Origin of the sequence: Gordonia hydrophobica NBRC 16057 (assembly GCF_001592365.1) — a bacterium.
Classification (GTDB): Bacteria; Actinomycetota; Actinomycetes; order Mycobacteriales; family Mycobacteriaceae; genus Gordonia; species Gordonia hydrophobica.
Genome location: NZ_BCWU01000014.1, coordinates 52500 through 64864, shown reverse-complemented (window position 1 = coordinate 64864; position 12365 = coordinate 52500). Strand labels below are relative to the sequence as shown.

General features: G+C 69.1%; 14 protein-coding genes. 5 read left to right on the top strand and 9 right to left on the bottom strand.

Going from position 1 to position 12365, the window contains the following annotated elements; all coding sequences use genetic code 11:
- Nucleotides 1-18: 18 nt before the first annotated feature.
- Both GH2_RS19050 and GH2_RS19045 read left to right on the top strand, forming a co-directional pair.
- On the top strand, nt 19-906 hold the full coding sequence (locus tag GH2_RS19050) for an MSCRAMM family protein (protein ID WP_157086155.1): 888 nt from the start codon (nt 19-21) through the stop codon (nt 904-906).
- On the top strand, nt 906-1526 hold the full coding sequence (locus GH2_RS19045; protein WP_066171863.1) for a class F sortase: 621 nt from the start codon (nt 906-908) through the stop codon (nt 1524-1526). Before GH2_RS19050 ends, GH2_RS19045 begins: the two co-directional genes overlap by 1 nt.
- Nucleotides 1527-1529: 3 nt before the next feature.
- Here GH2_RS19045 and GH2_RS19040 read toward each other — a convergent pair whose 3' ends face one another.
- Nucleotides 1530-3158 carry an ABC-F family ATP-binding cassette domain-containing protein gene (locus GH2_RS19040; protein ID WP_066171925.1) on the bottom strand — a complete coding sequence of 543 codons (1629 nt, stop codon included), beginning with the start codon at nt 3156-3158 and terminating at the stop codon, nt 1530-1532.
- Nucleotides 3159-3257: 99 nt separating this feature from the next.
- Here GH2_RS19040 and GH2_RS19035 point away from each other — a divergent pair, with 99 nt between their 5' ends.
- Nucleotides 3258-4031 (top strand): SDR family oxidoreductase, encoded by a 774-nt coding sequence (locus tag GH2_RS19035; protein ID WP_066171861.1) that lies wholly within the window; start codon nt 3258-3260, stop codon nt 4029-4031.
- Nucleotides 4028-5164 (top strand): lycopene cyclase family protein, encoded by a 1137-nt coding sequence (locus GH2_RS19030; RefSeq protein ID WP_066171859.1) that lies wholly within the window; start codon nt 4028-4030, stop codon nt 5162-5164. Before GH2_RS19035 ends, GH2_RS19030 begins: the two co-directional genes overlap by 4 nt.
- Here GH2_RS19030 and GH2_RS19025 read toward each other — a convergent pair.
- From GH2_RS19025 to GH2_RS19015, 3 genes are all read right to left on the bottom strand, one after another.
- On the bottom strand, nt 5151-6296 hold the full coding sequence (locus tag GH2_RS19025) for a DUF7373 family lipoprotein (RefSeq protein ID WP_066171857.1): 1146 nt from the start codon (nt 6294-6296) through the stop codon (nt 5151-5153). The two genes, GH2_RS19030 and GH2_RS19025, sit on opposite strands and share 14 nt — an antisense overlap.
- A 78-nt stretch (nt 6297-6374) precedes the next feature.
- The gene (trxA, locus tag GH2_RS19020) at nt 6375-6731 is read right to left on the bottom strand and encodes a thioredoxin (RefSeq protein ID WP_066171855.1); all 357 of its coding nucleotides are present in this window, start codon (nt 6729-6731) and stop codon (nt 6375-6377) included.
- A gap of 49 nt (nt 6732-6780) precedes the next feature.
- A complete protein-coding gene (locus GH2_RS19015) occupies nt 6781-7737 on the bottom strand; it encodes an NAD(P)/FAD-dependent oxidoreductase (RefSeq protein ID WP_066171853.1) in 957 nt (318 codons plus the stop codon).
- 48 nt (nt 7738-7785) lie between these two features.
- Here GH2_RS19015 and GH2_RS19010 point away from each other — a divergent pair, with 48 nt between their 5' ends.
- The gene (locus GH2_RS19010) at nt 7786-8376 is read left to right on the top strand and encodes a helix-turn-helix domain-containing protein (protein WP_066171851.1); all 591 of its coding nucleotides are present in this window, start codon (nt 7786-7788) and stop codon (nt 8374-8376) included.
- On the opposite strand, the gene GH2_RS19005 is transcribed toward GH2_RS19010, so the two are convergent.
- From GH2_RS19005 to sufC, 5 genes are all read right to left on the bottom strand, one after another.
- Nucleotides 8330-9301, bottom strand: a complete 972-nt coding sequence (locus tag GH2_RS19005; RefSeq protein ID WP_169802482.1) for a GGDEF domain-containing protein — start codon at nt 9299-9301, stop codon at nt 8330-8332. The two genes, GH2_RS19010 and GH2_RS19005, sit on opposite strands and share 47 nt — an antisense overlap.
- A gap of 84 nt (nt 9302-9385) precedes the next feature.
- Complete coding sequence (locus tag GH2_RS19000; protein ID WP_066171846.1) at nt 9386-9742, bottom strand: metal-sulfur cluster assembly factor; 357 nt, start codon at nt 9740-9742, stop codon at nt 9386-9388.
- Between the two features lie 54 nt (nt 9743-9796).
- Nucleotides 9797-10258: a Fe-S cluster assembly sulfur transfer protein SufU gene (gene sufU / locus GH2_RS18995; protein WP_066171844.1), complete on the bottom strand. Its 462-nt coding sequence runs from the start codon at nt 10256-10258 to the stop codon at nt 9797-9799.
- Nucleotides 10259-10274: 16 nt separating this feature from the next.
- Nucleotides 10275-11540, bottom strand: a complete 1266-nt coding sequence (locus GH2_RS18990; protein ID WP_066171842.1) for a cysteine desulfurase — start codon at nt 11538-11540, stop codon at nt 10275-10277.
- Nucleotides 11541-11567: 27 nt separating this feature from the next.
- On the bottom strand, nt 11568-12338 hold the full coding sequence (gene sufC, locus GH2_RS18985) for a Fe-S cluster assembly ATPase SufC (protein ID WP_066171841.1): 771 nt from the start codon (nt 12336-12338) through the stop codon (nt 11568-11570).
- Between the last annotated feature and the right edge of the window lie 27 nt (nt 12339-12365).

The following is a 12365-nucleotide window of genomic DNA, read 5'->3' as shown; positions in this document are numbered from 1 at the left end:
TCCGTGAAGGAGCCCACCATGAGCAAGCACGTCACTCGCCTCCTGTTCGCCGTCGCCGCACTGTTGGTCGCGGTGGCGGCGGCAGTCGCGATGAGCGCGCCGCCTGCCGTCGCCGAACCGGCGCCGCCGAGCACGACGCAGGTCGACACCACCGTGACACCGGGGCCTGCGCCCGGCACCACGACGCCGTCGCAGGACACTGGAACGCCGACGACCAGTCCGCCGGACGAGACCGGTCCCTCGACGCCTGCCGAGACGACGACCACCACCGAGCCGCCGCCGACCAGCACCGAGCCGCCGGTCCAGGTCGGTGAGGTCACCGTCACGGCGATCGATCGCAAGACCGCGACCCCGGTCGACGGCGTCACCGTGTCCTTACGGGTCGACGACACGAACACGGCAGTGACGACCCCGTCGACCACGACGATGCCCGCGGGCACGGTGACCGCCACGGTCACCGGCATTCCGGAGGGCTACAACTGGGCGAATGCGGAGCCGTCGTCGGTCGAGCTGACCGCGGGCGGTCGGGCCGCCATCGTCGTGAAGCTCGGCAGACCCGACTTGCGCGGTGCGATCTCGATCACCAAACGCGACCGGATCACCGGAGCGCCGCTCGCAGGCGCCCGCTACCGCCTGGCGCCGTGTCAGGGCGCCGTCGGCGCGATCATCGTCACCGGACGAGACGGCGTCGGCACCCAGTGGATCCGACACGGGTGCTACCTCCTCAAGGAGATCGAGGCCCCGGCCGGGTACCGACTGGATCCGACCGAACGCACCGTCACGCTCGTGCCGACCGAGGTCCTGAGGCTGACGCTGTACGACCTGCCGAACGCACCGGTCGTGATCGTCCGCAACCCCGGGAACCGCGTCCCCTTGACGTCGATCCCCACGGGTAGGACCTCGTGATGTCGGGCCGGTCGGGCCGGTTCGTCCGCCGGCTCCTCGGGGCGCTGGCCGCGATCGCGATCGTCGTCGCGACCGCCGCCTGCGGCACCGACCAGCCCGCTCCCGCGACGTCGACGCACGCGCAGGGCGAGCTGCAGCCGCCGGTCAGCGCGGTCTCGCACGATCCGTCGACGCCGACGACACTGGTGATCGACGGGCAGTCCGCGCCCACCGTGGCCGTCGCCACCGACGCGCAGGGCACGCTGCTTCCCCCGACCGACATCGCGCAGGTGGGCTGGTGGGTCGACTCGGCGCTACCGGGTTCCGGTGCGGGCACGATCGTGGTCGCAGGCCACGTCGACAACGTGGAGCAGGGCGTCGGGTACGCGGCGCGCTTCGCGACGTTGACGAACGGCGACACGGTCGCGGTGCAGACCGCCGACGGTCGGACGCACGACTACCGGGTGACGCGCGTGGTCGATGCGCGCAAGCAGGGCACGGGTGCCGATGCGGTGCCGTTCGACGAGCTGAACCGCCTGACCGGTCCGGAGACGCTCGCCCTGGTCACCTGCGGCGGCCCGTTCGTCGGACCACCGCTCGGCTACCGCGACAACATCGTCGTGTTCGCTGCGCCGGAGTGAGGATCAGGCCAGTTCGATGATCTCCCGGTACTCGTCGGACCAGTGGTCCTCGGTCCCGTCGGGCAGCAGGATCACCCGCTGCGGATCCAGTGCCTCCGCCGCGCCGGGGTCGTGCGTCACCAGCACCACGGCCCCGGTGTAACTGCGGAGCGCTTCCAGCACCTGCTCGCGGGAGATCGGGTCCAAGTTGTTGGTCGGTTCGTCCAGCAGCAGGACGTTCGCGGCCGACGACACCAGCCCGGCGAGTGCCAGGCGGGTCTTCTCACCGCCCGACAACGTGCCCGCGGGCTGCTCCAACTGCGGGCCGGTGAACATGAACGCACCGAGCAGTCCGCGTAGATCCTGCTCGCCGGCGTCTGGCGCTGCGTGCCGGATGTTCTCCCAGACCGAGGCCTCGTCGTCGATCGTGTCGTGCTCCTGGGCGAAGTAGCCGAGCTTGAGTCCGTACCCGGGCACCACCTCGCCGAGGTCGGGCTCCTCCGTGCCGGCGAGGAGTCGCAGAAGAGTCGTCTTGCCTGCACCGTTCAGCCCCAGGACCACGACGCGCGATCCCTTGTCGATCGCGAGGTCGACGCCGGTGAAGATCTCCAGTGAGCCGTAGACCTTGGTCAACTCCTTGGCCGTCAGCGGCGTCTTGCCGCACGCGGCGGGCTCCGGGAAGCGGATGTGCGCGGTCTTGTCCTCGACGCGGATCTCGTCGAGCTCGCCCATCATCCGCTCGGCGCGCTTGATCATCTGGTGCGCTGCCGCCGCCTTGGTCGCCTTGGCGCCCAGTTTGGCCGCCTGAGTACGCAGCGCGGACGCCTTCTTCTCCGCGTTGGCACGTTCGCGCTTGCGTCGCTGTTCGTCGGTGGCGCGCGCGTCCAAGTAGCGTTTCCAGCCCATGTTGTAGACATCGGCCTCGCCGCGGACGGCGTCGAGGAACCACACCCGGTTCACCACGTCGGCGAGCAGATCCACGTCGTGACTGATCACGATGAGACCGCCGTCGTGGTTCTGCAGGAATCCGCGCAGCCACCCGATCGAGTCGGCGTCCAGGTGGTTGGTCGGCTCGTCGAGCAGCAGTGTCATATCGGACTTGCCGGAGCCGTCCGACGCACCGAACAGGATGCGGGCCAGCTCCACTCGACGACGCTGACCGCCCGAGAGCGTCTGCAGCGGCTGGCCGAGGACGCGGTCGGGCAGACCGAGGCTGTTGCAGATCCGTGCGGCGTCGGCCTCCGCGACGTAGCCGCCGAGCGCGGCGAACCGCTCCTCGAGGCGCGAGTACTTGGCGATGGCCTTGTCGCGGCGCTTGTCGTCGAACGCCGCCTCCATGTACTCCTGCTGCCGTGCCATGGCGGCGAGGATCTCGTCGAGGCCGCGTGCGGACAGCACCCGGTTCTTGGCGAGGATGTCGAGGTCGCCTTCCTTCGGATCCTGCGGCAGGTAGCCGATGGGACCGGAGCTGCGGAGACTGCCCGCGTACGGCTGCGTCTCCCCGGCCAGGATGCGCAGGGTCGTCGTCTTGCCCGCGCCGTTGCGGCCGACGAGACCGATCCGGTCGCCGGGCGCCACGCGCAGTGCATCTCCGGGCGCCGAAAGAAGAGTCCTCGCGCCCGCTCGTACTTCCAGGTCGGTCGCGGTGATCACGGCGGTCAACTCTACCGATCCCAGTGCGACGAACCCGAATCGAGCGACGCGAGGACGACGCGCATCACACCCGATGAGGCGCCGGACTACGGTTGAGCCATGACTGACGCATCGTCCACCGATCTCTCCGGCCGTTCCGCTCTCGTCACCGGGGGCAGCCGCGGCATCGGTCACGCCATCGCGACCGAACTCGCCCGCCGTGGTGCCGCGGTCGTCATCACCGGCCGCAAGCCCGAACCGCTGGAGCAGGCGGCGACCGATCTGCGTGCCGCCGTCCCGGGGGCCGTCGTCACCGCGGTGGCGGGCAACACCGGCGACGAGGCGCATCGTGCAGAGGCGATCGCGGCGACGGTCGCCAACGGTGGCATCGACATCCTGATCAACAACACCGGCATCAACCCCACGGCGGGGCCGTTGATGGACGCCGATCTGGGCGCGGTGCGCAAGACTTTCGACACCAACGTCGTCGCCGCCCTGGGCTATGTCCAGGAGGCCTATCGCGCAGGCATGAAGGAGTCGGGCGGTGCCGTCGTCAACATCGCCTCGGTCGCCGGACTGCGCTCCACCGGCCTCATCGCCGCCTACGGTGCCTCCAAGGCCGCCCTGATCCATCTGACCCAGGAGCTGGCGTGGCAGCTGGGACCGTCGATCCAGGTGAACGCCGTCGCCCCGGGCATCGTGAAGACAAAGTTCGCGGAGCTGCTCGTCGCCTCCGGTGAGGACTCCGCGGCGGCGCCGTATCCGATGAAGCGCCTCGGCTCGCCCGAGGACATCGCGAGCGCGGTCGCCTTCCTGGTCAGCGATAGGGCGGGCTGGATCACCGGCGAGACGCTGCGGGTCGACGGCGGTCTGCTCGCCACGGGCGGCATGTGACCGCATCCGTCGATCTGATCGTGGTCGGCGGCGGACCGGCCGGCCGAGCGCTCGCCCATCGTGCCGGCGTCGCGGGGCTGCGCGTCACCCTGATCGATCCCGCCCCCGAACGGGCATGGCACGCGACGTACGGCCTGTACGCCGATGACGTGCCCGCCTGGCTCGACCCGGCGACCGTCGCCACCCGCAGCGCCGCCGTCACCGTGTACACCCCGCACCGGCGAGTGGTCGACCGCGGCTACGTCGTCCTCGATCCCGAGGAGTTCCGCCGCTCGCTCACCGTCGACGACGTGGTCGCGAGCACGTGCACGCGCGTCGACGCCGGATCGGTGACGCTGGCCGACGGTTCGGTGCGGTCGGCGCGTCACGTGATCGATGCCCGCGGCACCGCCGCCGTACCGGCATCGGTGCCCCGGCAGACGGCGTACGGGACGTTCGCCGCCGAGACGGTCGCCGCGGCCGATGCGCCAGCGGCCCATGCTCCCGCGGAGACGGTGCTGATGGACTGGCGAGCGGCGGGCGTCTCGGCGCTGCGGCCCGCGTCGTTCAGCTATCGGGTGCCGACCGCGCGCGGGCTTCTCGTCGAGGAGACGTGTCTGGCCGGCAGTCCGCCGATTCCGCTCACCGAATTGCGCCGCCGCGCGCAGCTGCGGAGTCCCAGCCTGGCAGTCGACTCTCCGGTGGAGACCGTCGACTTCCCGCTCTATCCGGGGCACCGACCCTGGCAAACCCGGGGTGCACTCGCCTTCGGTGCGGCAGGCGGACTGATGAACCCGGCGACCGGCTACAGCGTCGCGCAGTCGCTCGGTGCCGTCGACGGCCTGGTCGAGGCGATCATCGACGGCCACGAGCTGCGCGGGTGCCTGTGGACGTGGACGGCGCGGATGGTCTATCGACTGCAGCTGATCGGGCTCGCGGTGTTGCTGATGCTCGACGCCGAGCAGTCCGTCCGCTTCTTCGACGCCTTCTTCCGCCTGCCGGCCGCGCGCCAGCGCGCGTACCTCTCGGTTCGCGACGATCTGGGCGGAACGGTGCTCGCGATGCTGGCGGTGTTCTTACGGTGCCCGCCGCGGCTGCAGTTCGCGGTGGCGGTCTCCTCGGCCCGCGCCGCGTTCCGACTCAGAGCTGGCTGAGCAGCAGGTATTCGGCGGACGCCATCTGCTGTGCGGCGAGCAGCTCGGAGTCGGACGCCTGCACCACGTACTTGCCGACCGCGAGGTAGCAGTCCGCGCTGTCGCTCCCGTACGACGATTTACTGGTGTAACAGGTCGCGGAGGCGAGATCCTGCGGGCTCGCCGCCTTACGCGCCGTCGGATCGCCCGACTGATCCGACAGCGTCTTGAGGTACTCGGTGGCCTGCTGATCGCTGCCCGCCTTGAGAACGAGCGCGTCACCGACCACAGCTGCGGTGATGCCCGCCTTCTTCCCGGCGTCGTACATCTCGGTGGGCTTGTTCGCCAGCAGCGCGACCGTGCGCGGGCCGAGGACCATGTTGCTCAGCCGCGACCCCGACTCCACCGGCAGCACACCGCGCAGCATGCCGTCCGGATCGATCCGGGGGTCGTCGCTGATCGGCTTCATCCCGTCGAGCAGCGCCTTCTGCTTCTCGTACGAGACCCGCACCGTCGTGGCGGTCCACGCGGCGTCGGATGAATCGGCCCAGGTGTAGACCACTTTGTCCCCGACCGGGGTGAGGGCTGCCGTCACGAAACCCTTCGACGTCTTGCCGTTGACCGCGCGCATCTGCGTCGGCGCGCCCGGAACCCGGGTCCGGGTCCGCTCGCCGCTGCCGCGGGACTTCAGAAGCGCATCGGCGAGTGCGTCTGCGGCCGTGTTCGCGGCCGCGGCATCGGTGAAGACGAAGACGGCGTGGTTGTAGCCCTTGTCGTTGTCGTCGTCCTTGGAGCCTGCGGCGACGGAGAAGCCATAGCGCAGCGCCTTCATGAACGGCTCGTCGTTCACATCGCTGATGATGCCGGACAGACCGGACGCCGGCGTGACCGGATAGGTCGGCATCGACGTCCGGTTGAGCTGCGGGTCCACGTCGTCGTGGTACACCAGCGATTCACCGAGCCGCACCGCGCGCAGCTTGTCGAGCTCGGCATCGGTCGTCGCCGTCCCCGCCGGTTGCGCCAGACTGGTCTGGTACTTGCCGGTATCGAGGTCGAGTGGACCACGCGTCGGGGTTCCGTCGACCGAGCAGGCGGCGAGCAGGACGATGGACAGCCCCGCGGCGAGTGCGGGAACGACGCGCTTTCCATTCATGGCGATGAGTCTAAAGGCATCGCCGAAACGCCGACGACCGCCATCCGCCGAGCGAATGACGGTCGTGGCGGACAGTGGTCACGCTTGGCCGCTCTCCTTGAGCGCCTGCTCCACGTCGAGCGCCTTCAACTGGTCGATCAGGCTGTCGAGCGCCTGCGGCGGCAGCGCACCGGCCTGGTTGAACACCAGCCGCCCCTGTTTGAACGCCATGATGGTCGGGATGGACTGGATGCTGGCCGCGGCGGCCAGTTCCTGCTCGGCCTCGGTGTCGACCTTGGCGAAGACGATGTCGTCGTGCTTCTCCGACGCGGATTTGAAGGTCGGCGCGAACTGGCGGCAGGGGCCGCACCAGCTGGCCCAGAAGTCGACCAGGACGATCTCGTTGTCGACGATGGTCTGCTCGAACTCGGTACCGGAAAGATCAATTGTTGCCATGTCTGTATCTAACCGGAACTCCGCACCCGATATTCCGTGCCTCGCAGGGTCAGGACCGGACGCTCATTGCGGCGGCGACCTCGTCGGCCACCAGGTCCGCATTGAGTCCGGCTCCGGCGAACACGCCCATGCCCGCCGACATCCCGACCATCGCGGACAGATCGCGGACGTTGCCCGCCGCCCACACGCCGTCGACGGCGGTGCGGCCCATCTGATCCGCGTCGATGAAACTCCCCATCGGATGCGGTGTGACCTCCCCGCCCAGGAGCCGGTAGACGTCGGCGCGCGCGTGCATCGCGGTGCCGACCACCACCGCGTCGACCTCGTATCGGGAGTCGTCGACCAAGACGGCGCGAACGCGGTCGCCCTCGACGTCGACCTGCGCGACCGTGCCGCTCACCACGGCCACGCCCATGGCGTACAGACGTGCGCGGGCTGCGTCGTCGAGGATCGCACTGTGATCGAACACGGTGACCGCGTCAGTGAGACGTCCGAAGAGGAGTGCTTGATGTTCTGCCATCGGTCCGGTCGCGATCACACCGATGCGCTGACCGCGCACCTCCCAACCGTGGCAGTACGGGCAGTGCAGAACCGTCGAACCCCAGCCCTGTGCCAGCCCCTCGATCTCCGGCAGTTCGTCGACGAGCCCGGTGGCGAGCAGGATCCGTCGCGCCTGGACGCGGGCGCCCGAGGCCAGCTGCAGCGCGAACCCGCCGTCGGCGCGGTGGGCGTCGGTCACCTCGTCGTCGAGCAGGACCGCGCCGTACGACGCCGCCTCCGACCGACCGGCCGCGACCAGGTCGGACGGCGCGATGCCCTCGCGTCCGAGGAGGTTGTGTGCGGAATCGGCGGGCAGGTTGCGCTGCTGGGCGGAGTCGATGACGACGACGGAGCGGAGTGATCGTCCGAGGGTCACGGCGGCCGACAGGCCGGCCGCTCCCCCGCCGACAACGGCGACGTCGTAGTGGGCGGTGTCGGAGGGAGAGTTCTGGGTTGAGTTGCTCATGATTCGAGCGTAAGCAACGATCTGCCAAACTGGCATACACTATTGCGTGTGACGCAAAAAGAAGGCGGGTCGGCGGCGCCCGGCTCCTCCGACCTCGACGCTCTGGTCCGCGGGCGCATTCGCAGTCTGCGATTGGCCCGCGGGTGGACGCTCGACTCGTTGGCCCGGCGCTGCGACATGAGCGCGTCGACCCTGTCCCGTATCGAGACGGGCGGTCGTCGCGTCGCGCTCGATCAGCTGGTGCCGATCGCCCGAGCGCTCGACATCTCACTCGATCAGTTGGTCGAGCCCATCGGCGACGAGGACGTCGTGATCCGCCCCGAAGGGCATTCCTCCGGCGACACCATCACCTGGCTGCTCTCGCGCGACCGCGCCGACGCGGGCACCGTGGTGGCTAAGATGCGACTGGAGCCGCCCGCGGCGTGGCCGGAGCCACGCGTGCACAGCGGCCACGAGTGGTTCACCGTGCTGTCCGGCAGCATCCGGCTCACGCTCGGCGAGCGAATCGTGTACGTGGCGGCGGGTGAGGCCGCGGAGTTCTCGACGATGACGCCCCACGCCTTCTGCGCGCACGGCGAGACCACCGAGATCCTCACGATCTTCGACCGTGATGGGCAGCGCGCGCATCTTCCGCAGTGAGTCCCGTCGCGGAGCGCCCCACCTGCCGTGCGGCCTTGCGGTGTCGCAAGTCCACGTCGGCTGCCGCATAGGTGGCGGCGAGTCGGGCAGTGGTCGAATCGATGCCCTGGCCGGCCGGGAGGTCGGCGGTGAAGTCGGCGAGGAACGCCACGCCCACGGTGGCGCCGTCGAGAGCTTGGAGGGTCGCCACCGCGCGAGCGTCCCCGTCGGAACCGGTGAGGCAGACCGCGAACTCGTCGCCGCCCATCCGTGCGAATACCGCCCGGGGCGGCAGGACCGCACGCACCGACTGGACCAGGTTCGCCAATCGCCGGTCACCCGCGAAATGTCCTTCGGTGTCGTTCGTGATCTTGAGATCGTCCAGATCGATCAGGGCGATCGCCGTCGGGGAACGCCGACGCGAGGCCTGCGCCGCCGTGGTCATCGCTGCATCCCACCCGGCGCGGTTGAGCACCCCGGTCAACGGATCGGTGTGTGCGGCGAGGACGAGCGCGTCGGACAAGCGCCCGAAGATCATCGCGGCCAGCGGAATCACCAGCGCCGCCAGCACGTACATGAACGCCGAGCCCGGCGCAGGCGCGAGCGCCCACGCCGCTGTGCACCCGGCGGCCAGGCCGACGATCATGATGTCTGCGGTCCGACGCGGCACCGTCGCGCGCAGCACCATGGCTAGAAACATGGCGGTGACCAAGCACAACAACTCAGCCGAGTGCCGCGTATGAAACGCCATCACGGCGACGATGGCGGCGCAGGCCGCGGCTGCGGCAGGTACCAACCGCTGCGGCCGGCGTGCCAGCCAGAGCAGAGCGGCGACACCGAGGGCGACGGCCAGCAGCCCGCCGGTCGCCGCGCCGTAGTCCCGGCCCGAGCTGATCGGACTGCGCGCCCACCCGATGGCCACAGCGATCACGGCGGTCGTGGCCACGAGGTATCCGCGGATCATGCTCAGCCGGACCCGGTGCAGTGGTCCGGCCGTCCGAACGTCGGACGGACTCCCCAGCACGCCCGGCTAGACGGTGAAGCCCAGTGCGCGGAGCTGCTCGCGGCCGTCGTCGGTGATCTTGTCCGGACCCCAGGCGGGAATCCAGACCCAGTTGATCTCCATGTCGGTGCACAGACCACTGTTCACGAGCATGCTGCGCGCCTGGTCCTCGATGACATCCTGCAGCGGGCAGGCGGGCGAGGTGAGCGTCATGTCGATCGTGACGCCGGCGTCGTTGTTCACCTCCAGGCCGTAGATGAGTCCGAGGTCGACCACGTTGATCCCGAGTTCGGGATCCACGACGTCGCGCAACGCCTCTTCGATGTCGTCGATCGTCGGCAGCGAGGTGTCGACGGGTGCGGGGTTCGCGGGGGTCTCGGTCATGGACTGCTCCTAAACGGGAACGGGGATCGGGAAGGACGGGTCACACGGGTCGGGTCACACGGAGGTGTGGGCGGGCTCGGTCTCGGCGACGGTCTGCGCGAGGGCGTCTTTGAACGCCATCCACCCCAGCAGAGCGCATTTGACGCGCGCCGGGTACTTGCTGACGCCCGCGAAGGCGATGCCGTCGCCGATGAGATCCTCGTCGCCCGCGTCCTGGCCGCGTGAAGTCATCATCTGGTTGAACGCATCGAGCGCCGTCAGGGCTTCGTCGATCGGCAGGCCGACCACCTGGTCGAACAGCACCGACGTGGACGCCTGCGAGATCGAGCACCCCTGGCCGTCGTACGAGATGTCGGACACCGCACCGTCGGCGACCGCCACGCGCAAAGTGACCTCGTCACCGCACGTCGGGTTCACATGGTGGACCTCTGCGCCGAACGGTTCTCGCAGACCGCGCCCGTGCGGATGCTTGTAGTGGTCCAGGATCACCTCCTGGTACATCTGCTCCATTCTCATCAGCAGACTCCCTTCATCAGCGCGCTCCGAAGAAGCGCTGCGCGACGCCGATGGCGTCGGCCAGTGCGTCGACCTCGTCGAGGGTGTTGTACACAGCGAACGATGCGCGGGCGCTGGCCTGCACACCGAACTGCCGGTGCAGCGGCCACGCGCAGTGGTGGCCGACGCGAATCGCGACGCCCTCGTCGTCGAGCACCTGCCCGAGATCGTGGGCATGGATGCCGTCCACGTCGAACGCCACTGCCCCGCCGCGCCGGTCCGCGGTCGCCGGTCCGACGATCCGCAAGCCCTCGATCGCGCTCAACCGGTCCAGTGCGCGCACCACGAGGTCGTGCTCGTGCGCCGCGACAGCGTCCATACCGATCTTCTCGAGGTACTCGACGGCGGCGCCGAGTCCGACGACCTGGGAGGTCATCGGCACTCCCGCCTCGAACCGCTGCGGCGGCAGCGCGTACGTCGACAACTCCATGGTCACGGTCTCGATCATCGACCCGCCGGTCAGGAACGGCGGCAACTGTGCCAGCAGCGACGACCGCCCGTACAGCACGCCGACCCCCGACGGACCCAGCATCTTGTGCCCGGAGAACGCCGCGAAATCGACGTCCAGGGCCGCGAAGTCGACGGCCATGTGCGGCACCGACTGGCAGGCGTCCAACACCACGTACGCGCCGACCGCCCGTGCACGGCGAACCAGCTCCGGCACGTCGGCGACGGCGCCGGTCACATTGGACTGGTGCGTGAACGCCACCACCTTGACGGTGTCGTCGAGTTCCAGCGAATCGAGGTCGATCCGGCCGTCGTCGGTGATGCCGTACCACCGCAGCGTCGCTCCGGTCCGCCTGCACAGCTCCTGCCACGGAACCAGGTTCGCGTGATGCTCCAACTCGGTGACGACGATCGTGTCGCCCTCGCCGAGTGGACGGCCGCCGAACAGCCCGCCGCTGCGATCGTCGCCGAATGCGTACGCCACCAGGTTCAGGGATTCGGTCGCGTTCTTGGTGAACACGATCTCGTCGACCGCGGCGCCGACGAAGCCTGCGATCGCCGCGCGAGCATGCTCGTACGCGTCGGTCGCCTCCTCCGCCAACTGGTGCGCGCCGCGGTGCACCGCGGAGTTGTGGTTCAGCAGGAAGTCGCGCTCGGCATCGAGCACCTGCAGTGGACGCTGCGAAGTGGCGCCCGAATCGAGGTAGACGAGCGGCTTGTCGTCGCGGACGGTGCGGGACAGGATCGGGAAATCCGCCCGCAGGGCCGTGACATCCAGAGCGGTCGCTGTGGTCATGTCAGTTCCCCTCACGTCTGGTGACGATTACTTGGCCGCTGCTGCCGTGAAGCGCTCGTAGCCGTTCTCTTCCAACTCGTCCGCGAGCTCGGGGCCCGCCGACTCAACGACGCGACCGTCGACGAAGACGTGCACGAAGTCGGGCTTGATGTAGCGCAGGATCCGCGTGTAGTGCGTGATCAGCAGAATGCCGCCGGTCTCGGCCTCCTTGTAGCGATTGACGCCCTCGGAGACGATGCGTAGCGCATCCACGTCGAGGCCCGAGTCGGTCTCGTCGAGAATGGCGACCTTCGGCTTCAGCAGGCTCAGCTGCAGGATCTCGTGCCGCTTCTTCTCACCGCCGGAGAAGCCCTCGTTGACGCTGCGGTCGCCGAACGCCGGGTCGATGTCCAGATCCGCCATGGCGGCCTTGGTCTCCTTGACCCAGTGGCGCAGCTTCGGCGCCTCGCCACGGACCGCGGTGGCGGCACTGCGGAGGAAGTTCGACATCGAGACCCCGGGGACCTCGACCGGGTACTGCATGGCCAGGAAGAGGCCGGCGCGGGCGCGCTCGTCGACCGACATGGTCAGCACGTCCTCACCGTCGAGGGTGATGGTGCCCGAGGTGACCTGGTATTTCGGGTGACCGGCGATGGCATACGAGAGCGTCGACTTTCCTGAGCCGTTGGGGCCCATGATCGCGTGCGTCTCGCCCGACTTCACGGTCAGGTCCACACCCTTGAGGATGTGGATCGGCTCGGCGTCGGGGTCGCTCTGGGCGACGTCGACGTGCAGGTCGCGGATTTCCAAGGTGGTCATCTGTGGTGGTTCCTTAAAGTCTGTGTG

Bases quoted from the DNA above. Each gene is read 5' to 3' on its own strand.
- GH2_RS19050 (WP_157086155.1), top strand. From the start codon at position 19: ATGAGCAAGCACGTCACTCGCCTCCTGTTCGCCGTCGCCGCACTGTTG.
- GH2_RS19045 (WP_066171863.1), top strand. From the start codon at position 906: ATGTCGGGCCGGTCGGGCCGGTTCGTCCGCCGGCTCCTCGGGGCGCTG.
- GH2_RS19035 (WP_066171861.1), top strand. From the start codon at position 3,258: ATGACTGACGCATCGTCCACCGATCTCTCCGGCCGTTCCGCTCTCGTC.
- GH2_RS19025 (WP_066171857.1), bottom strand. From the start codon at position 6,296: ATGAATGGAAAGCGCGTCGTTCCCGCACTCGCCGCGGGGCTGTCCATC.
- trxA (WP_066171855.1), bottom strand. From the start codon at position 6,731: ATGGCAACAATTGATCTTTCCGGTACCGAGTTCGAGCAGACCATCGTC.
- GH2_RS19015 (WP_066171853.1), bottom strand. From the start codon at position 7,737: ATGAGCAACTCAACCCAGAACTCTCCCTCCGACACCGCCCACTACGAC.
- GH2_RS19000 (WP_066171846.1), bottom strand. From the start codon at position 9,742: ATGACCGAGACCCCCGCGAACCCCGCACCCGTCGACACCTCGCTGCCG.
- sufU (WP_066171844.1), bottom strand. From the start codon at position 10,258: ATGAGAATGGAGCAGATGTACCAGGAGGTGATCCTGGACCACTACAAG.
- GH2_RS18990 (WP_066171842.1), bottom strand. From the start codon at position 11,540: ATGACCACAGCGACCGCTCTGGATGTCACGGCCCTGCGGGCGGATTTC.
- sufC (WP_066171841.1), bottom strand. From the start codon at position 12,338: ATGACCACCTTGGAAATCCGCGACCTGCACGTCGACGTCGCCCAGAGC.